This window comes from Plesiocystis pacifica SIR-1 (assembly GCF_000170895.1).
GTDB classification, from domain to species: Bacteria; Myxococcota_A; Polyangia; order Nannocystales; family Nannocystaceae; genus Plesiocystis; species Plesiocystis pacifica.
On record NZ_ABCS01000046.1, the window covers coordinates 1 to 20,292 of the forward strand.

Annotated in this window: 14 protein-coding genes; 9 read left to right on the plus strand and 5 right to left on the minus strand. The window is 73.4% G+C overall.

Annotated features, from left to right (window positions below; genetic code table 11):
• From PPSIR1_RS22190 to PPSIR1_RS22200, 3 genes are all read right to left on the minus strand, one after another.
• A partial coding sequence (locus PPSIR1_RS22190; protein WP_006973398.1) for a copper homeostasis protein CutC occupies positions 1–187 on the minus strand: 187 nt, incomplete at its 3' end.
• A 7-nt stretch (positions 188–194) separates the two neighbouring features.
• Positions 195–1,112, minus strand: coding sequence for an ROK family protein (locus PPSIR1_RS22195; RefSeq protein WP_006973399.1), 918 nt, complete (start codon positions 1,110–1,112; stop codon positions 195–197).
• Between the two features lie 3 nt (positions 1,113–1,115).
• A complete protein-coding gene (locus PPSIR1_RS22200; protein ID WP_045116535.1) occupies positions 1,116–2,045 on the minus strand; it encodes an isoaspartyl peptidase/L-asparaginase in 930 nt (309 codons plus the stop codon).
• 95 nt (positions 2,046–2,140) lie between these two features.
• Here PPSIR1_RS22200 and PPSIR1_RS43480 point away from each other — a divergent pair, with 95 nt between their 5' ends.
• The gene (locus PPSIR1_RS43480) at positions 2,141–4,096 is read left to right on the plus strand and encodes a sodium:solute symporter family protein (protein WP_006973401.1); all 1,956 of its coding nucleotides are present in this window, start codon (positions 2,141–2,143) and stop codon (positions 4,094–4,096) included.
• A gap of 53 nt (positions 4,097–4,149) precedes the next feature.
• Here PPSIR1_RS43480 and PPSIR1_RS22210 read toward each other — a convergent pair whose 3' ends face one another.
• A complete protein-coding gene (locus PPSIR1_RS22210) occupies positions 4,150–7,311 on the minus strand; it encodes a serine/threonine-protein kinase (protein WP_198154586.1) in 3,162 nt (1,053 codons plus the stop codon).
• Positions 7,312–7,626: 315 nt separating this feature from the next.
• Between PPSIR1_RS22210 and PPSIR1_RS48140 the strand changes: the two genes are divergently transcribed.
• The 8 genes from PPSIR1_RS48140 to PPSIR1_RS22250 all read left to right on the plus strand — a co-directional run bounded on the left by PPSIR1_RS48140 (position 7,627) and on the right by PPSIR1_RS22250 (position 18,766).
• The gene (locus PPSIR1_RS48140) at positions 7,627–8,142 is read left to right on the plus strand and encodes a hypothetical protein (protein WP_006973403.1); all 516 of its coding nucleotides are present in this window, start codon (positions 7,627–7,629) and stop codon (positions 8,140–8,142) included.
• Between the two features lie 218 nt (positions 8,143–8,360).
• Positions 8,361–8,744 carry a hypothetical protein gene (locus tag PPSIR1_RS22220; protein ID WP_006973404.1) on the plus strand — a complete coding sequence of 128 codons (384 nt, stop codon included), beginning with the start codon at positions 8,361–8,363 and terminating at the stop codon, positions 8,742–8,744.
• A 284-nt stretch (positions 8,745–9,028) separates the two neighbouring features.
• Positions 9,029–9,682 carry a hypothetical protein gene (locus PPSIR1_RS22225; protein WP_157595836.1) on the plus strand — a complete coding sequence of 218 codons (654 nt, stop codon included), beginning with the start codon at positions 9,029–9,031 and terminating at the stop codon, positions 9,680–9,682.
• A gap of 49 nt (positions 9,683–9,731) precedes the next feature.
• Positions 9,732–10,520 (plus strand): SDR family NAD(P)-dependent oxidoreductase, encoded by a 789-nt coding sequence (locus PPSIR1_RS22230; RefSeq protein ID WP_006973406.1) that lies wholly within the window; start codon positions 9,732–9,734, stop codon positions 10,518–10,520.
• A 323-nt stretch (positions 10,521–10,843) separates the two neighbouring features.
• Complete coding sequence (locus tag PPSIR1_RS22235) at positions 10,844–13,696, plus strand: serine/threonine-protein kinase (RefSeq protein WP_006973407.1); 2,853 nt, start codon at positions 10,844–10,846, stop codon at positions 13,694–13,696.
• A 14-nt stretch (positions 13,697–13,710) separates the two neighbouring features.
• Entirely contained in the window at positions 13,711–14,481 is a 771-nt protein-coding gene (locus tag PPSIR1_RS22240) for a hypothetical protein (RefSeq protein ID WP_157595837.1), read from the plus strand.
• 58 nt (positions 14,482–14,539) lie between these two features.
• On the plus strand, positions 14,540–17,329 hold the full coding sequence (locus PPSIR1_RS22245; protein ID WP_157595838.1) for a serine/threonine-protein kinase: 2,790 nt from the start codon (positions 14,540–14,542) through the stop codon (positions 17,327–17,329).
• 93 nt (positions 17,330–17,422) lie between these two features.
• Positions 17,423–18,766 carry a hypothetical protein gene (locus PPSIR1_RS22250; protein WP_006973410.1) on the plus strand — a complete coding sequence of 448 codons (1,344 nt, stop codon included), beginning with the start codon at positions 17,423–17,425 and terminating at the stop codon, positions 18,764–18,766.
• A gap of 392 nt (positions 18,767–19,158) precedes the next feature.
• On the opposite strand, the gene PPSIR1_RS22255 is transcribed toward PPSIR1_RS22250, so the two are convergent.
• The gene (locus PPSIR1_RS22255) at positions 19,159–20,277 is read right to left on the minus strand and encodes a hypothetical protein (RefSeq protein WP_006973411.1); all 1,119 of its coding nucleotides are present in this window, start codon (positions 20,275–20,277) and stop codon (positions 19,159–19,161) included.
• Between the last annotated feature and the right edge of the window lie 15 nt (positions 20,278–20,292).

Below are 20,292 nucleotides of genomic sequence, written 5' to 3' on the forward strand. Positions count from 1 at the left end.
CGCGGGGGCGGACCATCGCGTGGACGGGGACGGGCAGGGCCGCGGCCTCGAGCATGGCGCCCGGCGAGGGGGTCAGCCCGCCGAGGGCCAGGGCGGCGCACAGCTCGATGCGGTCGGCCCCGGCCTCGACGGCTGCCCAGGCGTCGCCGAGGTCGTCGACGCAGATCTCGAGGGGGAGGCTCGCCATGGGCCGCTCACAAGCTCGCGGCGCCGCGCAGGGAGCCGTCGTTGATGAAGCGCCCGGGGACGACGAGGGCGCGGTCGTGGTCGGCGAGGCTGAGCTCGCGGACGCGGGCGTCGAGGGCCTGGAGCAGGGCGCCGTCGTTGGCCATGCCGCCGCCGACCACCACCCGCTGCGGGTCGAGGACGTTGACGAGCGACGCGACCGCGGGGGCGACGAGGGTCAGCCACAGGGCCACGGCTCGCTCGGCCGGGGCCTGGCCCGCCCGCCACGCGGCGACGATGGCCTTGGCGGAGGTGGTCTCGGGGGGGGCGTCGAAGTGCAGCTCGCACACGTCGGTGTAGACCTTGCCCAGGCCCCGGCCGGCGCCGTAGAGGTCGAGGCAGGTCCCGAGGCCGCAGGGGCAGGTGCGCACGCGCAGGCCGAGGGCGGCGACGCGGTCTTGGAGTTGGTTGCCGTGGCCCCACTCGCCGCTGAGCCCCGAGCGCCCCGGGAGCAGCTGGCCCGCGACGACCACGGCTCCGCCCACGCCCGTGCCGAGGATCAGCCCGAGCATCACGCCCGCGCCCTGCCCCTCGCCGTGGCGCGCCTCGGCGAGGGCGAAGCAGTCGGCGTCGTTGGCCACGCGTACGGGCAAGCCCAGGCGCGCTTCGAGGCGCTGGGCGAGGGGCTGGCCGTGGACCGCGGGCACGTTGGTGCAGCGGACCACGCCGGTGTTGGGGTGGACCACTCCCGCGACGCTGACCCCAAGGCGCGTCGGCGGACCGTGGCGCGCGGCGAGAGTCTCGAGGGCCTCGCCCACGCCGGCTTCGAAGGCCTCCCAGGACGCGCGCGGGGTGGGCAGGACGCGGGCGTCGAGGAGCTCGAGCGCGTCGTCGGAGAACACGCCGAGGGCCGTCTTGGTCCCGCCAATGTCGACGGCGTAGCGCACGGCTCAGCCCACCGCCTCGGCCTCGCGGCGCTCGGGCGCGGCCATGCCCTCGCGCCAGTACCAAAAGAACACCGGCTCGCTGCAGCGCAGCGCGACGACCCGGTGGCCGCCGCGGGCGTCGAGGGCGTGGATGACCAGGGGCCCGAGGCAGCCGGTCTCGAGCTCGACGAGCTCCTCGACGGCCAGGTCCACGGCCTCGCGCAGGGTCTTGCCCAGGCGCAGGGCGAGGACGATGGTCCGGGCCGTGCCCGCGCGGATCGCCATCTCGCCGGTGTGGGTGCAGGCCGCCGCGCCGAAGCGGCTGTCGGCGTAAAAGCCCGCGCCAGCGATGGGCGCGTCGCCGAGGCGGCCGGGGTACTTCCACGCCCAGCCCGAGGTGCTCGTCGCCGCGTGCAGGCCCGCGTTGGCGTCGCGGCATAGGAACACCGTGGTGTCGCGGACGGAGTCGGGCTCGGCGAGGGCGCCGGTCAGGGGCAAGAGCGAGGTGTCCGGGAAGGCGGCGCGCTGATCCTCGGTCATCGAGGCGCTCAGCCGTCGCCACCACACCGCGCGGGCCTCCGGGGTCAGCCCGTCCTCGCCCGCGGCCCCGACGACTCCGATCTCGGCGGCGAAGCGAGCCGCCCCGGCGCCGACGAGGATCTCGTGGTCGAGGTCGCGGAGCACGTGCAGGGCCACGCGGCAGGCCGAGACCACCCCGCGCAGGGCCCCGACGGCCCCGGTGCGCCGGGTGTCGCCGTCCATCACCGCCGCGTCGAGCTCGAGCTCGCCGAGCAAGTTGGGCCAGCCGCCGAGGCCGACGCTGTGCACGGCGAGGTCGCGCTCGACCGCGCTGACCCCTTCGACGAGGGCGTCGAGGCCCGGCTGGCGAGCCGCGAGGCGCTCGGCCGAGGGCCCGACGCCCGCGCCCGCGACCCCGTTGGCGAGCAGCACGATTGGTTCCCCTGCCATGACCTGGGCTCGAAGCTATCAGCTTCGCCCCAGCGGGGACACGGGTGCGGCTCACCGGGGACTCGTGGTAGGTCACGGGAGTGGCGGTGGCGGGCCTGCACTGGATCGACGGCGCCATCATCGTGCTCTACTTCGCCTTCGCCGTGGGCGTGGGCCTGGTCATGCGCGAGCGGGCCAGCGCGAGCACCGAGGAGTACTTCCTCTCGGGCCGCAGCTTGCCGTGGTGGCTGGCCGGGACCTCCATGGTCGCGACCAGCTTCGCCTCGGACACGCCCCTGCTGGTCAGCGGCTGGGTCCGCGAGGAGGGCATCTGGCGCAACTGGGTGTGGTGGTGCTACGCGATCAGCGGGGTCATCACCGTGTTCGTGTTTGCCCGGTGGTGGCGGCGGGCGAAGGTGGTGACCAAGGCCGAGCTGACCGAGCTGCGCTACGGCACCGCGGGCGCGCGCCGGCTCCGGGCCTTCCTCGGCGTCTACCAGGCGGCCGTCGCCAACCCCTGGATCCTCGTGTGGGTGATGCTCTCGGCCAGCAAGATCCTCGAGGTCCTGTTCGGCCTCGACCGCACCCTCTCGGTCACCATCGCCTGCCTCGGGGCCGTGTCCTACTCGCTGCTGGCGGGCTTTTGGGGCGTGGTGATCACGGATCTGGTCCAGTTCGTGCTCGCGGCCGTGGGCGCCGTGGCCCTGGCGGTGATCAGCTGGCGCGCGGTCGGAGGGCTCGCGGCGGTCGAGGCCGCGGTCGGGTCGGACAGCTCGGTGCTCGCCCTGGTGCCCACGGCCGAGGTCGAGTTTGGCGGCAGCGGGGCCAGCTACGCCCTGGCCGCCCTCGCCGTCTACCTGGGCGTGTCGTGGTGGGCCCACGAAGACGCCGACGGCAGCCCGGTCACGGTCCAGCGCATCTCGGCCTGCGCCGACGAGCGCCAGGGCATGCTCGCCGCGCTGTGGTACGCCATCGCCCACTACGCCCTGCGCCCGTGGCCGTGGATCGTCGTCGGCCTGGCCTCGCTGGTGGTCCTGCCCGCGCTGTCCGTGCCCAGCCCCGTCGACGGCCAAGTGGTCGAGGTCGACACCCACGCGCGCGTCGTCGCCGTGGCCAGCGAGGACACCGGCGAGCGCGTCGAGGTGCCCCTGGTCCACGCCGAAGAGGCGCCCGACTGGCGCGTCGAAGCCACGGTGTCCGTGGGCGACGCGGTGTCTGCGGGCGAGCCCGTGGCCAGCGTCGACGCCGAGCGGGCCTACGTGGTCATGCTGCGCCGCTACCTGCCCACGGGGCTCTTGGGTGTCGTCGCCGTCAGCTTGCTCGCCGCGTTCATGTCGACGGTCGACACCCACGTCAACCTGGCCGCGGCTTTTTTCGTCAACGACGTCTACCGACCCCACCTGCGCCCCGAGGCCGAGGCCGAGCACTACGTCCGGGTCGCGCGCTGGGCCAGCGTGGCGACCTTGGTGCTCGCGGCCGTCGCCGCGTGGCAGGCCGAGTCCGTGCGGTGGTTGTTCGAGTTCTTCCTCGCCTTCCTCGCGGGCGTGGGTCCGATCTACCTGCTGCGCTGGCTGTGGTGGCGGATCTCGGCGACCACGGAGATCGTCGCCTGCGTCGCCTCGGCCGTGACCGCGCTGACCGTCACCTTCGCGCCGATCCCCTGGGCCATCGAGCCGCTCTCGGCCAGCGGCGCGCTCTTGCCCATCGGTCGGACCGTCGTCGTCACGGGCGTGTCCCTGGTCGTCGCGCTCGGCTCCCTCGCGCTCACGGCTCGGCCCGAGCCCGCGGCCTTGGTCGAGTTCTACGCCCGGGTGCGGCCCTTTGGCTGGTGGGGCCCCGTCCGCGCCCTCGCGCCCGAAGCGAGCGCGGGGCGACGCGGGACCTGGACCCTCGCGGTCGGCATCGTCGGGGCGCTGGCGCTGATCTACGGCCTGCTCTTTGGCACCGGGGCGTGGTTGCTCGAGCGGCCCGGGCTGGCGGTGTTCGCCGCGGTCGCGGGCCTCGGCGGCGTGCTGGTGGCGTGGAGCGTGCGGGCCATCGAGGGCGAGCGCGAATAGTTCGGCGGCCTGCACTCCCGTCGGCGCCCTCGAAAGTGCGCGACTGAGGACCGTCAACGCTCGCTGAGCCAGGCCTCGACGGCGGCGAGGGTCTCGGCCTCCTCCGGCCCTGCCTCGCGCAATGCGTCGCGGGCCTGGGTCGCCAGCTCGCGCGCGCGCTCGGCCTCGTCGCCGCGGCCCTTGGACTGAAGCCACAGCGCCCGCGCCAGCACCCACCGCGGCTGGGCCAGGGCGGTCGCGGCGGCCTCGTCGTTCGTGCGGATGTCGATGCAGCGCTGGGCAAAGTCGGCGGCGTCGTCGAGCTCCCGCTGGGCGAGGGCGATGTCGGCGAGCACGACCAGGTACTTGGCGACGTGCTCGGTCTCGGGGCCCACGCTCGCCTCGAGGATCGTCAGGCCCTCCTCGATGGCCGCCCGCGCCCGCCCGAGCTCGCCGGCTTGCTGGTGGAGCTCGCCGATGCCCCCGAGGGTGATCGCGACCTTGGGGTGCTCGGCGCCCAGGGAGGCTTTGCGGATGGCGAGGGCGCGCTCGTAGTAGGCCAGGCCGCCGGGGTAGTCGCCCTGGGCGTTGACGAGGTAGCCGAGGTTGTTGAGGGCCATGGCGGTCTCGGGGTGCTCGGGGCCGAGCGCCTTGTCCTGGATGGCCAGCACGCGCTCGTAGCTCGCCCGGGCCCTGGCGAGCTCGCCCTCTTGGATGTCGAGGTTGGCCAGGACCATGAGCGTGGCGGTGAGCCCGAGGTCGTCGGGGCCGTGGATCTCTTCGAGGATGTCGAGGGCCTCCATGGACAGCTCGCGGGCGCGCTCGTAGTCCTGCTTGTTGCGGTAGACGACGGCGAGGTTGGCCAGGCCGTCGCCGACGTCCTCGTGGCGCGGGCCGAGGATGGCCTCGTAAATGTCGACGGACTCCTCGAGGGCGAGGGCGGCCTCGTCGTATTCGCCCAGGCCCAGGTGCGCCGCGCCCAGGGAGTTGAGGGCGTTGGCCGTGTCCGGGTGGTGGGGGCCGTAGGCGGCGCGCATCATCGTCACGGACTCGGCGAGCTTGGCCCGGGCCTCGGGGTACTCGCCGGAGGAGTAGAGCGTCGAGCCGAGGTTGAGCTCGTCGCGGGCGACGTGGGGGTGGTCGGCGCCGAGGGCCCGTCGCTGGATGGCGAGGGCGGCCTCGAAGTTGGTGATGGCCGCGGCGTAGTCGGCTTTTTTGTAGTGGACGGCGGCCAGATCGCCGAAGGTCTTGGCCGCGCCGAGCTCGAGGGGGTCGCCGCCGTGGGTCCGGATCGCGCGGGCGTGCTCGACCCACAGCAAGCCCTCGTCGAAGCGGGTCTGGTTGTAGCCGACGATGTAGGCCAGCTCGGACGCCGCCTCGGCGGCCTGGGCCCACGAGCGGGTGCGCACGGCCTCCAGGTAGGCCGCGACGGCGAGCTGCTCGGCCTCGTCGTAGTTCGCCAGGCGCTCGTGAGATACGGCCAGGGAGTAGGTGGCCGCGATCTGCAGCGGGGGCCAGGCGAGGGCGTCGGCGCGGGCGCGGGCGTCCTCGACGAGCGCGTGGCCCTCGTCGAGCTTGGCGGCGGTGCGCAGGTAGGCCGCGCGGCTGAGCTGGGCCTGGACGGCGGCGACCTCGTCTCGCTGGGCCGGCGGCGGGGGAGGGGGCATGGCCGCGAGGGCGTCCTCGTCGATGCAGTTCGCGGGCGGGGCCATGCTGGTCGCCGCCTTCACGGCCTGCCGGACGACGACCGCGTCGGCGTCGCGCATGGTCGCGATCCGGGCCGAGAGCTCGCGCCGGCTCTCCTCGAGGCACCACCGCGCCTTGGCGTGGGTGGGCGCGCCCCAGCGGCCCTCGACCACGTGTCGGGTGCAGGCCGTGGTCGCGGTCTCGCGCCAGGACTTCGCCTGGGCGTCGAGCCAGGGGATGGCCTTGTCGGCGGTCTCGGGCGCGTAGGGGACCCCCGTGGCGAGCAGCCCCTCGCGCAGCGCCGCCCGGGCCGAGGCGTTCCAGACCGCGTCGATGGACTCGCCCTCGGCCTGGCAGCCCGCGACGCGCTGGCGATGATCGTGGCGCTGCTGGCCGACCACGCCCGCGCCGATCGCCGCCGCGAAGCCGAGCCCGGCGAGGGCCCAGCGGCGGCCTCGCTTGGCGCGCTCTCGGGCCTGGCCGCGCTCGAGGGCGGTCAGCAGCGCGCGCATGTCTGGATGGCGGGCGCTCGCCTCGGGGGCGAGGCCACGCTCGCAGGCGCGGCGCAGCCACCGAGGCGCGCTCACCCCTGGCGGGGGCGCTCGCCGCTCGCCGGTTGCGACGGCGTTGGCGATCTCGAAGGGCGAGCCGCCGCCGAAGGGGCGCTCGCCGTAGACGAGCTCCCACAGCGTCACGCAAAAGGAGAACTGGTCCGTCGTGGCCTCGACGGGGTCGCCGGCGAACTGCTCCCGGGACATGTAGGCCGGCGTGCCCATCATCGCGCCCGCGCGGGTCAGCTCGGCGGACAGGCCCGGGCTCGTCGACACCGCGGCGGCCTCGAGGGCGGCGCGGCTGCTCGCGTCCGTCGGCGCCTCGCGGTGCGCCCGGGCCAGGCCAAAGTCCATCACCCGGACCACCCCGTCGTCGCCGACCATCACGTTGTCGGGCTTGAAGTCGCGGTGCAGCAGGCCGGCCTCGTGGGCCGCGGCCAGGCCCTCGCCGGCCTGCAGCATCAGGGCCAGGACCTCGGCCCAGCTCGCCCTGGCCTCGCGCTTCCAGGCCCCGAGGGTGCGGCCCTCGACGAACTGCATGGCGATCCACACCTGCTCGCCGACGGTGCCCACGTCGTGCACGCCGACGACGTTGGGGTGGTCGAGCTTGGCGAGGGCCTGGGCCTCGCGCAGCAGCCGGGTGCGGCTCTCTCCGGATACGCCGTCGGCGGACGGCCGGACCAGCTTGAGCGCGACCTTGCGATCGAGCTCGGGGTCGTGGGCGGCGTAGACGACCCCCATCGCCCCGGCGCCGAGCTTGTCGAGGATGACGTAGCGATCGATGAGCCCGCCGCGCGCGTAGACGACGGGGCGCCGACGGCCGGGCCCGCTCTCGCCAGGAGCGACGGTGTCCTCGAGGGAGCGCGGGCGCGCGCCCCTGGAAGCCTGCGTACGCGCCCGCGCCTCGGCACCCAGGGTCTCGTCGACGGCGGAGGTCGTCGCCGAGACGGCGCCCTCGAGGGACTCGAGCCGCGGAGCCTCGGGGTCTCCCGCAGTCACGATGGGTTCGTCGAAGCCATCCATCTGGGCCACTGGTGCGCGCCTCGTTTCATGACACTTTGATCTCCCAGCGGGAGACCCGATCGGGCGGCCGCCACCGGCCGTCCGCGCGCGAGCCTAGGGGATCCAGAGGCTCGCCGTGGGTGATCTCCAGTGAATCATGGACCTTCCATCGAGCGGCTCCTGCGTCGCTCACAGAACCTGCATTGAAAGCGCCCTGTAAGGTCCGACATTGCCGACCTTCGCGAACGCTTGTGGCAAGATCGCGTCATGCAGCGTCACGGCCTACCCGCTCTCGTTCTCCCCATCGCGCTCTTGGCTGTCTTCGCCTGCGAGCCTGCCGAGCCGACCACGCCGCCCTCGGAGGGGACGGACGCGCCCGCCGAGGCGGCGCCGGAGCCCGAGCCGGAGATGGCGGAGCCGGAGCCCGAGGTCGAGCCGGAGCCCGAGGCGGCGCCCGAGCCCGAGCCGGAGCCCGAGGTCAGCGAGGTCAACCTGCCGAGCCTGTCCCGCGACGGCTTCGAGGCCCGCAACCTGCACTGCGAGCTCGAGACGCCCACGCGCAACGCCGAGCGCTACATCACCGCGGGCCTGGTCAAGCGCGACGCCGACCTCGACGCCTGCGCGCCCAAGGGCGCCGCCGTCGAGGTGCAGTGGGAGTACGTCAGCGGCAACGCGGCCAGCGTCGAGGTCTCGGCGAGCAGCGGGGGCGTGGCCAACTGCGTGAGCACGACGATGACCAAGGTCGGCGCGGGCGTGTCGGCGCGGTGCAGCGCGGTGCTGTTGCTGGGGGATCAGGCCGCGGCCCAGGCCGAGTTCGACGCCCGCTGAGGGCCACGAGTCGTCGGAGCGTGGCCGAGGAGCCCACGGCCGCGGCGAACCCGAAAAGCTCGCTTCGAGGGGGAGTCACCTTTGGCGCGGGGATCATTCAGGGCGGCGAGGTAAGCCGATGACGCACGCTGAGACCGCATTGCTGGGCCTCTCGGACCGTTTAGCCTTGTTTTTGGGAACGAATACCCGACCCCCGACCCTACCAGAGCGAGGCAGTCATGGTCGATCTAACGCACAGCGAGTTCTACGTCTACGAGCCCAGCTTCAGCCCCATCCCGGCCCGCCTGCGCGGCTTCGATGCCCTGGCCTGGTTGTCGGAGGTCGGCATCCCCGAGCGCATGGCCGTCCATGACAGCTCCGACAGCTTCGCCTGGACCTGCCTGCGCAACGAGCTTGGGGAGCTGCTCTTCGAGCTGTGGGAGACGGGCGCCCTGGCCGATGGCGCCAGCCCCGATCAGTCCTACTACGTGCGCTGCGACCTCAACGACACCATGAGCCCGGAGCAGGCCCAGCGCGGCGAGCTGGTCGTGCGCGTCGGCGTGGCCACGGCCAAGGCCCACCAGTACACCGTGCTCGAGGTGGCTCGCGACGCCGTCGCCTGAATGCCGAGACTGGCCGTTCTCGCAAGGCCCACGCGAGCTCCACAGCTTCGCCGAGGGTGTCGGGCGAAGTACCGAGGATCTGCCTGGCGCTGGACCTGCACCCCCCTGCAGGGCATGGAACTCGTCCCGCTGGTCGAGCACACCCTCCTCCCTCCTCGTGGCCGCGCGGTGCGAGAACACGGGCCACCAGGAGTTCTCGGACTCCGCCGTCCAGTGAGAGCCCTCGAGCGCTCGGGGTCGATTCCCCCCTCGACCCGGGCGCGTCGAGGCGCGATGATGGGCGCATGCGTTGCCCTGCTCTCGATCCGTCCGTGCTCGCTGGCCTGCTCGTGGGGGCCTTGCTGTTGCCCGCGTGCGTCGAGGACGGCACGACCCAGCCGAGCCTGGGCTGCGACCCCCCGGCGGATCCGCTGCCGGGTCCGCTCTTTGCCCTCGGCGAGCTCGGGGATCCCAGCCAAGGCCCGGTCAGCTTCATGGCGCAGGACTGCGTCCTCGCGAGCATCTCCCCGGGCGGGTCGTTGCTGGGCGTGGGCTTTGACTGCGGGGGGACGGGCATCACCCTCGAGCTGCCGAACGCCAGCGGCCTGCAACCCTCGGGCCCCATCGAGATCCGCGTCGAGTGGACCGAGGCGCGGACGGAGGTGCGCGTCGTCGACGACGCCGGGCCGCTGATCGTGGCCCTCGAAGGGGTGATCGAGCCAGGCACCGAGGACCCGCTGAGCTGGCAGATCGAGACCAACTGCGCCAAGCTCGTGCCCGACGTCGAGGGCCACCTGATCGTGCGCACGGACGCCGAGGACACGCGCGTCGACGTGGGCGAGGTCGAGGTCTTCGAGGTGTTCTCGACCACCTGGGAGGCACAGACCTTCGCGGCCTCGGTCGATCTCGAGGCCCAGGAGGCGCGGGGCTCGGTGCTGGTGGTGCGCAAGCCGGGTTAGTGGGCTCGTCGCTCGCGCTGGCCGTCGGCCCCGTGCTACAGCAGCGCCGATGAGTCCTCGATCCAAGCAGGTCGCAGTCGTCACTGGGGCCTCCGCCGGCCTCGGCCGGGAGCTCGCCCGACTGTTCGCCGCCGACGGGCACGCCCTGGTGCTCGTGGCGCGCCGGGAAGACCGGCTCCGGGCGCTGGCGGAGGAGCTCCGCGAGGCCCACGGCGTGGACGCCCACGTGCTCGCCCTCGACCTCGCCGACCCGAGCGCTGCGCCGACCCTCGCGCGCTGGCTCGCCGACGCGGGCCTCGAGGTCGAGTTCCTGGTCAACAACGCGGGCTTCGGCTCGACGGGCGCCTTCGCCGAGCTGGACGTCGCCGGGGAGCTCGGGCAGATCGACGTCAACGTGCGCGCGCTGGTCCACCTGACCCGCCTGCTGCTGCCGGGCATGCGCGGGCGCGGGCGCGGGCGCATCCTCAACCTGGGCTCGACCGCTGGCTTCCAGCCCGGCCCCTACATGGCGACCTACTACGCCAGCAAGGCCTTCGTGAACAGCTTCAGCGAGGCCCTGGCCCACGAGCTCGCGGGCACCGGGGTGAGCGTGACGGTGAGCTGCCCGGGGCCCACGGCGACGGAGTTCGGCGACATCGCGGGCAACGCCAAGAACGCCCTGTTCACCCAGGGGACCGTGGCCTCGGCCGAGGACGTGGCCCGCCACGCCTACCGAGCCATGTCGAAGGGCAAGCGCGTGGCGATCCCGGGGCTGCTCAACAAGGTCAGCGCGCGCGGGGCCACCTTGCTCCCGCGCGGGCTGATCGTGCGCATCGCCGGTCGGCTGAATCGACCCTAGCCGTGAGGCTCGTGCCTCGCTGCGACGTGGAGGCGTGCGATGAGCGCGAGGGTCGAGTCTCTGCCGCCGACGGACGACCGCTCGACTGGGGGGAGGTCTCGCCAGGGGGGTCGGAAGGTCTCTGGAGGTCTCTGGAGGCGTGCGATGCGGGTACTGAGTTCCGCGCCCCCGGTGCTCCATCGCCATGCGCGCAGCCTCGCCCAGACTCCACGATGGGTCCAAGCTGGCGATGGCCGTCATACGCCCGCGCGCACCCCGTTTTGCAGGACATGCGCGGCATTGCTCCGGGTGCCTCGGGGGCTTCGGAGCTAGACTCCGCCCCGGTGAGGCCGAGCGAGGACGAGACCTGGATCGAGGGGGCCGAGACGTCCCGGCGAGGCGAGGAGCTGGGCGAGACCCTGGACGACAACTCCGAGCTGAGCACGCTGTCGCGGATCGGGCGCTACGTCCTCTCGGCGCGGGTCGGCGTGGGGGCCTCGGGCGTGGTGTTCTCGGCCTGGGATCCGGAGCTCGAGCGCCAGGTCGCGCTCAAGTTCATCGACGTGGCCCGGGGAGATTCGCTCGGGCGCCAGCGGGTCCTGCGTGAGGCCCAGGCCCTCGCGCGCCTCGAGCACCCCAACGTGGTCGCGATCCACGACGTGGGCGAGGAGCGGGGCCGCCTGTACCTGGTCATGAGCCTGATCAAGGGCATGACCCTGAGCAAGTGGCTCAAGGCCGAGCCGCGCTCCCACGCGGAGATCCTCGCGGTCTTCGTCCAGGCCGGGCGCGGGCTCGCGGCCGCCCACGCGGCGGGCCTGGTGCACCGCGACTTCAAGCCGGGCAACGTGATGATCGACGAGCAGGGCCAGGCCCTCGTCGTCGACTTTGGGCTCGCGCGGGCGAGCCAGGGGGGAGGCGTGACCACGCCGGGCACGGGGGTCCCGCGGGCGATCGACCGCGCCCTCGAGCACAGCGGGACCCTCGACACCTCGCTGACCCGGGAGGGGACCCTCGTCGGCACGCCGGCCTTCATGGCGCTGGAGCTGTTCGCGGGCTGCCCCGCCGACGCGCGCAGCGATCAGTTCGCCTTCGCGGTCTCGCTCTACCGCGCGCTCTATGGCGAGCGGCCCTACGGCGGGAAGTCGGTGCCCAGCATCGTGGTCGCCATGAGAGAGGGGCGCTTGCGTCCGCCGCCGCGCTGGTCCCCGGTGCGCTCGGTGCTCGTCCGCGCCCTGGCCGTGGACGCGACCGCGCGCTGGCCCGACATGGACACGGTCGTCGCGCTGCTCTTGCGCGATCGGGGCGCGCAGCGACGGGGCGTGCTCTTGGGTCTGCTCGGGCTGTCGACCGTGTGCGCGCTGCTGGCGGGGGGGCAGTGGACCGAGGCGCCGCCGGTGTGCACGGGGGCCGAGGCCGAGCTCGCGCCGGTCTGGAACCCCGAGCGACGCGCCGAGCTCGAGGCCGCCTTCGAGGGCGTCGACTCGAGCTGGGGGGCGGTCACGGGCGCCCAGGTCCTCGCCGGCCTCGACGACTACGCGCGCGCCTGGGTCGCCGAGCATCGGGGCGCCTGCGAGGCCACGCGGGTGCGCCGGGAGCAGTCCGAGGAGGTCCTCGACCAGCGCATGCGCTGCCTCGCCCACGGCCGCCGCGAGCTCGGGGTGCTCGTCGAGGTCCTGGGCGCGGGCGAGCGCGAGCGGATCGAGCGGGCCGTGCCGGGGGTCGCGGGTCTGCCCGACCCGGCCGCGTGCGGCGAGCTCGACGAGCTCGCGCGCTCCGAGCTGCGCCCCGCCGATCCGACCCTCGCCGCCCAGATCGACCGCGTCGCGGAGACCCTCGACCGCGTGCAGGTGCTCCAGCGCACCGGGGACTACGCGGCCGGGCTCGGGCTCTTGGAGGAGCTGCGCCCGGAGCTCGAGGGCCTGAGCCACGCGCCGACGCAGGCGAGCTTCGTCCACGCGGGCGGCTCGCTGCGCGCGGCCGTGGGCGACTACGAAGACGCCGCGGCCGAGCTCGAGCGGAGCTTTCACCTGGCCCTGGGCGCCGAGCTGCGCCCGCGGGCGGCCGCCATCGCCCGGGAGCTGGCCTTCGTCGTGGGCGAGCGCCAGGCCCAGCACGCCCTCGGGCACCACTGGCTGCGCCTGGCCGAGTCGCTCGGCGCCAGCGAGCTCGACACGACCATGGCCCGGGCCAGCCTGACCTACCGCGAGGGCGACTACGAGGCGGCGCTGGTCGAGTACCGCCGGGGCATCGAGGCCTTCGAGAGCTCGGGGCGGACGGGGCCCGAGCTCGCGGCGCTCTACAACGGCGAGGGCCTGTGCCTGCTGCGCCTGGCCCACACCGACGAGGCCCGCGTGCCGCTGGGGCGGGCCGTGGCGATCATGGACGAGGAGCTCGGCCCGGGGCACCCCAAGGTCGCGTCCACGCTCATCAACCTCGCGTCCGTCGAGGCCCAGGCCGGGGAGCTCGAGCGCGCCCGGGACACTTACGCCCGGGTCCAGGTCGTGCTCGAGCGCGAGTTTGGGCCCACGCACCCCAACCTGGGCGTCGTGTTCGTCAACCTCTCGGGCATCCTCCGCCGCCTCGGCGAGCTCGACGAGGCCCACGCCCTGGGCGAGCGGGCGGTGGCGATCTACACCGAGCGCTTCGGCGCCGAGCACCCCAAGCTGTCCATCGCGCTCGCCGTGCTCAGCCGGGTGGAGCTCGAGCGGGGTGCGCTCGACGCCGCCGAGACCCACGCCGAGCGGGCCCTCGAGATCATGGCCGCGCGCCACGACCCCGAGCACATCAAGCGGGCCCGCCCGACCCTGGGCCTGGCGCGGGTGCACATGGCCAAGGGGGAGCACGAGCGGGCCCTCGCGCTGCTCGAGCAGGCGCGGGTGCAGATCGGGGACAACCCGCTCGTCGCCGACATCGTGTGCGAGCGCGAGCGGAGCCTGCGTCGCCTGGGCCGCCCGACGGGCGACGCCGAGGACATCCGGGTCTCCGTCGAGCTGTGCGAGGGGCAGGTCGACTGCGGGGCCTTCGATCACGCGGAGCTGTTGCTCGCCCAGGCGCGCTCATTCGAGGCAGGCGCGGGCGAGGGCGATCCGGCCGCGCTGCGCGAGCGGGGTCGGGAGCTGCTCGCCGAGGCCTCGGGGGCGCTCGCCGACGAGCTCCGGGCGGCGCTGGCCGAGTCCCCCGAGCCACCTCCAGGTTGATCATGCTCCTCTCCATGTTCCCCAGATTCGCCGCTGCGGGCGTGATCGCGGCGCTGGTCCTCGGCTGCGCGCCCACGCCAACCTTTGACCCCGCGAGCCTCGACGACCCCCAGCGCAGCGAGGCCGACCGCGAGCGCGACGCCCGGAGCCGCCCGGCGGAGGTCGTGCCCTTCCTCGCCCTCGAGCCCGGGGACCAGGTCCTCGATTTCCTGACCGGCGGGGGCTACTACGCGCACATCCTCGCGGGCGTCGTGGGCCCCCAGGGTCGGGTCCTCGCCCACAACAACGCCGCCTATCATGAGTGGGTCGGGCCCGACATCGACGCGCGCTTTGAGGCCGCCGGGCTCAGCCAGGTCATGCTCCACGAGCGCGAACTCGACGACCTCGGCCTGGCCCCCGGGAGCCTCGACGCCGCGCTCATGGTCGCGTGCTTTCACGATCTCTACTTCGTCGACGTCGAGAACGACTGGCCGGCCGTCGACGCCGACCGAGTCATGGCGCAGATCGCCGCCGCCCTCGCGCCGAAGGGGCGCCTGGTCGTCGTCGATCACCTCGCCGGGCCCGGCCGGGCCCAGCGCGACGCCCAGGCGCTGCACCGCATCGAGCCGAGCTTCGTCGTCGAAGCCTGGGAGGCCCACGGGCTGCGCCTCGTCGAGCGCAGCGAGGTGCTGTTCACGGGACGAGATCAGCTCGATCGCTCGGTCTTCGACCCCGAGGTCCGCGGACGCACGGACCGCTTCATCCTCGTGTTCGAGCGGGACTGTCGACGGTCGCCCTGCGCCTGACCTGCGCCTGGGCGACCGACCCCGAGGCTGGGGGAGCCGCTGCGATACTCTGAGCCGAGTGAGGGAAGAGCGCAGCTCGACGGGGGAGCTCTCCATGGAGGAGACCGCGATCGCGGCTGCGCCCGAGTCGCTGATGGAGACCGCGGCCGAGCCCTCCCTGGAGGCGACCCTCGACGCGAGCGAGGGCGGGGGTGAGATTGGGGCGGCGAGGGCACCCAGGGCTCCGCGCCCGGGGGATCGGATCGGGCGCTACGTCCTCATCGAGCGCGTGGGGCAAGGGGCGATGGGCACGGTCTACGCCGCCTACGACCCCGACCTCGACCGCCGCATCGCGCTCAAGCTCCTGCGCGGGCGCGCGGCCGGAGACGAGCAGCAGCTGAGGCTCATGCGCGAGGCCCAGGCCATGGCTCGGGTCTCGCACCCCAACGTGGTCCACGTCTACGAGGTCGGGAGCCACGGGCGGCAGGTCTTCCTGGCCATGGAGTTCATCGAGGGGCAGACCCTGTCGGCCTGGCTCGCGGCGGAGAAGCGCTCGCTCGCGGCGATCCTCGAGGTCTTCGTCGCGGCCGGTCGGGGTCTGGCGGCGGCCCACCAGGCGGGCTTGGTGCACCGGGACTTCAAGCCCGACAACGTGCTCGTCGACCGTAGCGGGCGGCCGCGGGTGCTGGACTTTGGCCTGGCGCGGACGGAGGACGCAGAGATCGAGGCCGGCCGGGGGAGCGCCGTCGACGGGGGCGCGTCGACGGCGATGTCGACGGAGCTGACCCGCACGGGGGCGCTGCTGGGCACGCCCGCGTTCATGGCCGCGGAGCAATTCGCGGGGCGGGCCGCGACGGCGCAGAGCGATCAGTTCGCCTTTTGCGTCGCGCTGTGGTCGGCGCTCGCGGGGCAGCGGCCCTTCGCCGGGGACACGCCCATGACCTTGGCCGTCGCGGTCCAGGAGGGGCGCCGACGACCGATGCCTGCGAACCGCGATGTCCCTGGTGTGCTCCGGGAGGCCCTCGAGCGCGGACTGTCTCGGACCATGGAAGAGCGCTGGCCCAGCATGGACGCGCTGCTCGAGGCCCTCGAGCCCGCGCCCGCGAGCTCGCGGCGCTGGCTCGGGCTCGCCCTCGCGGGCGTGGCCGTGCTCGGCGTGGGGCTGGGGCTGGGGCTGAGGGAGTCCGAGGTCGAGGCCGACGAGGCCGATCCCTGCGCCGGGATCACGGGCCCCATGGACGCTGCGTGGGCCGAGGCCGAGCGCGGCGCGGTCCAGGCCGCGATCGCCGAGTCGGGGGCCAGCTCGGCGGAGCAGGTCGCCGCCCGCGTGGACCTGCGCCTCGACGCCTACGCCTCGCGGTGGCGGGCGACGGCGACCCAGGCCTGCGCCGCGACCCACCGCGACCAGTCCCAGTCGACGCACATGTTCGCGCTGCAGCAAGCCTGCCTGGACCGACGCCTCGCGGCCTTTGGCGGCCTCACCCAGGGCCTCGCCAGCGCCGGGCCCGAGGCGGTCGAGCGCGCGGTCGAGGCCGTCGAGGGGCTCCCGCGCCTCGAGCGATGTGCGGACTTCGAGGCCTTGCTGCAGGCCGTCGCGCCCCCCGAAGACCCCGCGATCGCCGAGCGCGTCGCCGAGCAGCGCCGACGCCTGGCCCGGGCGCGCAGCGTCGCCGGCCTCGGTCGCTACGCCGAGAGCGAGGCGAGCCTCGAGGCCTGCGGGCGCGAGGCCGAGGACCTCGACTACTTGCCCCTCCAGGCCGAGGTCGCCGTCGCCCTGGCCCGCGTTCGGGTCCAGTCGGGGCGCGCGGACGAGATGGCGCGCGACGCTCGGCGGGGCTTCGCGCTCGCGGTCCGGGCCGGCGACGACGCGACCGCGGCCCTCGCCGCGACCTTGCTCGCGGACGCTCTGGGCACCTGGAACCACCGACACGAGGCCGCGCGCGAGTGGCTCACCGTCGCCCAGGCTCACCTCGACGGGCTGCCCGAGCCGCGCACCCGCGAGCAGGCCGAGCTGCGCTCGGTCGAGGGCAACGTCGAGTACGTCGCGCGCGAGCTCGAGGCTTCGCGCGCGAGCAAGCTCGAGGCCAAGGCCCTCTACGAGCAGCTGGGGTCCGAGCTCGAGATCACCCAGATGCTCAACGACGTGGCCGTGGTCGAGACCGCGCTCGGGGACCTGGGCGCGGCCCGTCGCGCGCTGCTCGAGGTCCGCGAACGCCAGGTCGCGGTGCTCGGGGAGGACCACCCGGAGGTCGGCCTCGTCGACCAGAACCTGGCGACCGTGGCCCAGCGGGCGGGCGACGACGACGAGGCGATCCGGCTGTTTCGCCGGGCCATGGCCTGCGCCGAGCGGAGCCGGGGCCAGGCGCACCCCAGCTACTCCGTGCCGAAGATCGCGATCGCCGAGATCCACCTGCGTCAGGGCAAGCTCGAGGACGCGACCCGAGGGGCCCTGGCCGCCCGGGCGCTGCTCGAGGGCACGGACTCGGAGCGCTACAACCACGTCCGGGCCAGCCTCGTGGTCGCGCGCGCGCAGCTCGAGCTGGGGGACGAGGCGCGGGCCCTCGAGGCTGCGGGCCTCGCCGTAGATACGGCCGTGGAGGGCCTGGGGGAGGACCACGAGCTCACCCACGCGGCGTGGATCGTTCGCGGTCGAGCGCTGCGGGTACGCGGAGAGCTCGACGAGGCCGAGGCCGACCTGCGTCGGGCGCTCGATGGCGCCCTCGGGGACGAGGCCCACCGCAACGCGGGCGACGCCTACGCCGAGCTCGCGGCGCTGCTGCGCGAGCGGGGTCGAGATCCGGAGGCCGAGGCGATGGCCGAGGCGAGCCGGGAGTGGCTCGCGCGGGTCGGCAGCGGCGAGGCTCGTTGAAGGTGAGTGGTGGACGTGGGGCAGGCTCTCCGCTCGAGGTCGACGCCTGCGGATCTGTGCGCCGCGCCTGCGCCTTTTAGTATCCTCGATGGTGTGGGGACGGACGAGCATGAAGACGAGGGCCGCGGGTACGGGCGGGCGCTGCTCGGCGCGTGGCTATTGATCGCCACCTCGTGCACGAGGGAGGCGCCCTCCGACGCGGGCGGCAGCAGCGACGACGCCCTCGCCGAGACCGAGGGCTCGGGCGCCGACGGTGAGGATGAGGTCGGGAGCAGCTCGGACAGCGGCTCCGAGGGGAGCAGTTCGGGCGGGGACTCCGAGAGCTCGGAGACGGAGACGGAGTCGGAGACCGACACGGAGACGGAGACCGATACGGATACGGAGACCGATACGGAGACCGAGACCGAGACGGAGACCGAGACCGAGACCGACACCGGCGGCCCGCCCTTCAGCTGCGCAGGCTTGCTCGCCTATCAAGACTGCGACGGCCCCCCGGACGACATCGACCTCGACCCGATCCACGCCATCGGCATCGACTGCCCCGGTCCCGCGGATCAGACCATCCAGGCCACGGCCGCCGAGCTGGTCGCGGCCGACTGGGAGAGCTGGCGGATCTGCAAGCGCTACGGCGGCTACGCCGGGCCCAACTACGACGATCGCCTGTGGGCCGCGAACGACGACCCCTGGCTCAGCCCGGACGCCGAGGAGGTCCCGGCCAACACCTCGACGACGATCCTCGCGCTCTCGACCGGACCCATCAACCAGCCCCCGGCGCTGGGCATCTGCCACGAGTCCAGCTCGCAGCAGTTCAAGGGGCCCACGGACAACCCCGACGGCGGCGGCTTGCCGGAGCCGCTGAGCCCCACCCACGGCTCCAACCAGGGCATGGGCGGCACGCCCTTCGAGGGCTGCGACGGGGTCAACGACTGCTCCGACAGCCTGCACGACGCGTGGTTCAACCAGGGGTGGAACGAGCCCTTCGACAAGCTGTGGCTGCAGCTCGCGCTCGAGGTGCCCGCGGACGTCTCGGGCTTCATCTTCGACTTCGCCTACTTCAGCTCCGAGTACCCCGACTGGTACGGCACCAAATACAACGACATGTTCGTGGTCTGGTCGACCTCGGAGAGCTACACGGGCAACGTCGTGTTCGTCAACGGAGCGCCGCTGACCGTGACCTCGCTCGAGGACGCCGGCGCCTTCCAGTACAAGGGAGGCGCGCCCGAGTTCTCCGGCACTGGCTTTGGCGACTTCGCGGGCACGGGCTGGTACGTCGGCCGGGGCTCCGTGGTGCCCGGGGAGGTGGTCGAGCTGACCTTCTTCCTGGCCGACATGGGCGACTTCCAGCGGGCCACGGTGGTCTTGCTCGACAACTTCCGCTGGGAGTGCGGCGGCTGCGATCCCAGCGAGGTCGACGACTGCGGCATCGCGCCCGTCTGAGTTCTCCTTTGCCCCCACAGCCGCTTGGGACCGGGGGCGCTTCGTCGCTGTCCGCTCCTCCGCTTTGGCTTGGTGGGCAATGGAGTTCGTGCCATTGAGAGGGCATGTGGTCGCCCCCGCAAGGGGGGCGTGGATTCGTTGATAGTCTCTGATGAGAAACTGACCGCTCGGTAGTCAGCTGGGGCTCCGTTTCATCCTTGGTAGGCCGAGACCTCGCTTCGGTGACGGCTGATCTGAGTCGTGGACGTGGGGCAGGGAGGGCGTGGCGTCGTCCACGACGGCTAAAGTGGTCAGAGACTGTGAAAACCTCACAGTCTCTGAGTCGTGGACGTGGGGCAGGGAGGGCGTGGCGTCGTCCACGACGGCTCTGAGTTTTCTTGCTCTGCCCGTGGCTAGCCGCCAAGGAAAGGCACGGGCAGCAAGAAGGCGTGCTGCTCGTAGAGGCTCCACGTCCCGTACCACGACAGGTACTGCGTGAAGTAGAGCCCGACGCCATAGGCGAGGGCGGCGGGGACCCACGCGAGCCCCGCGAGCCCTCGCCACAGCCAGTGGCGCGGCTGGGCCAGGCGACGCCCGCGGTGCAGCGCGAGGCCGCACGCGAGCCTCGCGGGGAGCATCAGGGCGACGAAGAGCAGACCTGGGAGCCACATCGCCTCGCGGGGGATCAGCTCGATCTTGAGCAGGTAGAGGGGGAGGGCGGCGAGCACGGTCAGGACCAGGGCGCCGGCCATGGCGAAGGGCGCCGCGGCTCGGGCCGCGCGAACGCTCCGAATGTCGGCGAGGGGCCGCAGCGAGCCCGCCTCGCTGACCTGGAGCTGGATGAAGGGCAAGAAGGCGAGGACCCCCGCCATGGCCACGCTGCCGAGGACTCCGAGGGCAGGGGCGCGCGAGCCGAGGGCCAGCAGGGTCGTCGGGATCAGCAGCCACGCGAGGGCGGTGATGCCCCCGAGCAGGGCCGTGCGGACCAGGCGACCGAGCTCGAGGCGGGCGAAGGCGTCCCAGACCTGGTCGCGGGCGAGGGCGTAGCCTTCGCGGGTGAACAGGCGGGCGAGGGCGTGGAGCTCGAGGCGCGGCCGAGGCAAGAGCATGTAGCGCAGCCGAGCGCCGCGGGCACAGGCCGCGAGTCCGTGGACCACGAGGGCGAGGGCGAGGAGCAGCGCGAAGCCATCGAGGCGCGCAGGGCTGGGGCTCGCCGGGTTGATCAGTCGGCCGGAGTCCGCGAGCGAGGCCAGCAGGCGGGGGATCCACAGCAGCAACCAAAAACCCAGGGCGACGCCGCCGACGTGCACGAACAGCGCGTGCCCGGGTAGGGCCTCGCGCAGGCGTCCGCGCTCGAGGGCACGGGCGCCGGCGGTGAGCAGGTAGCCGAGCACGAGGACCTGGAGCAGGGGCAGGCTCGAGAGCAGCGCGAGCACGACGAGCAGCGCGAGCAGGCCGAGGGCTCGATCGCCGAAGCGCTGGAGCCAGGTCCAGATCTGGAGCACGCGCCCGCCTGTCGCCTCGGCCTCCACTCGTGCCCGAGCATA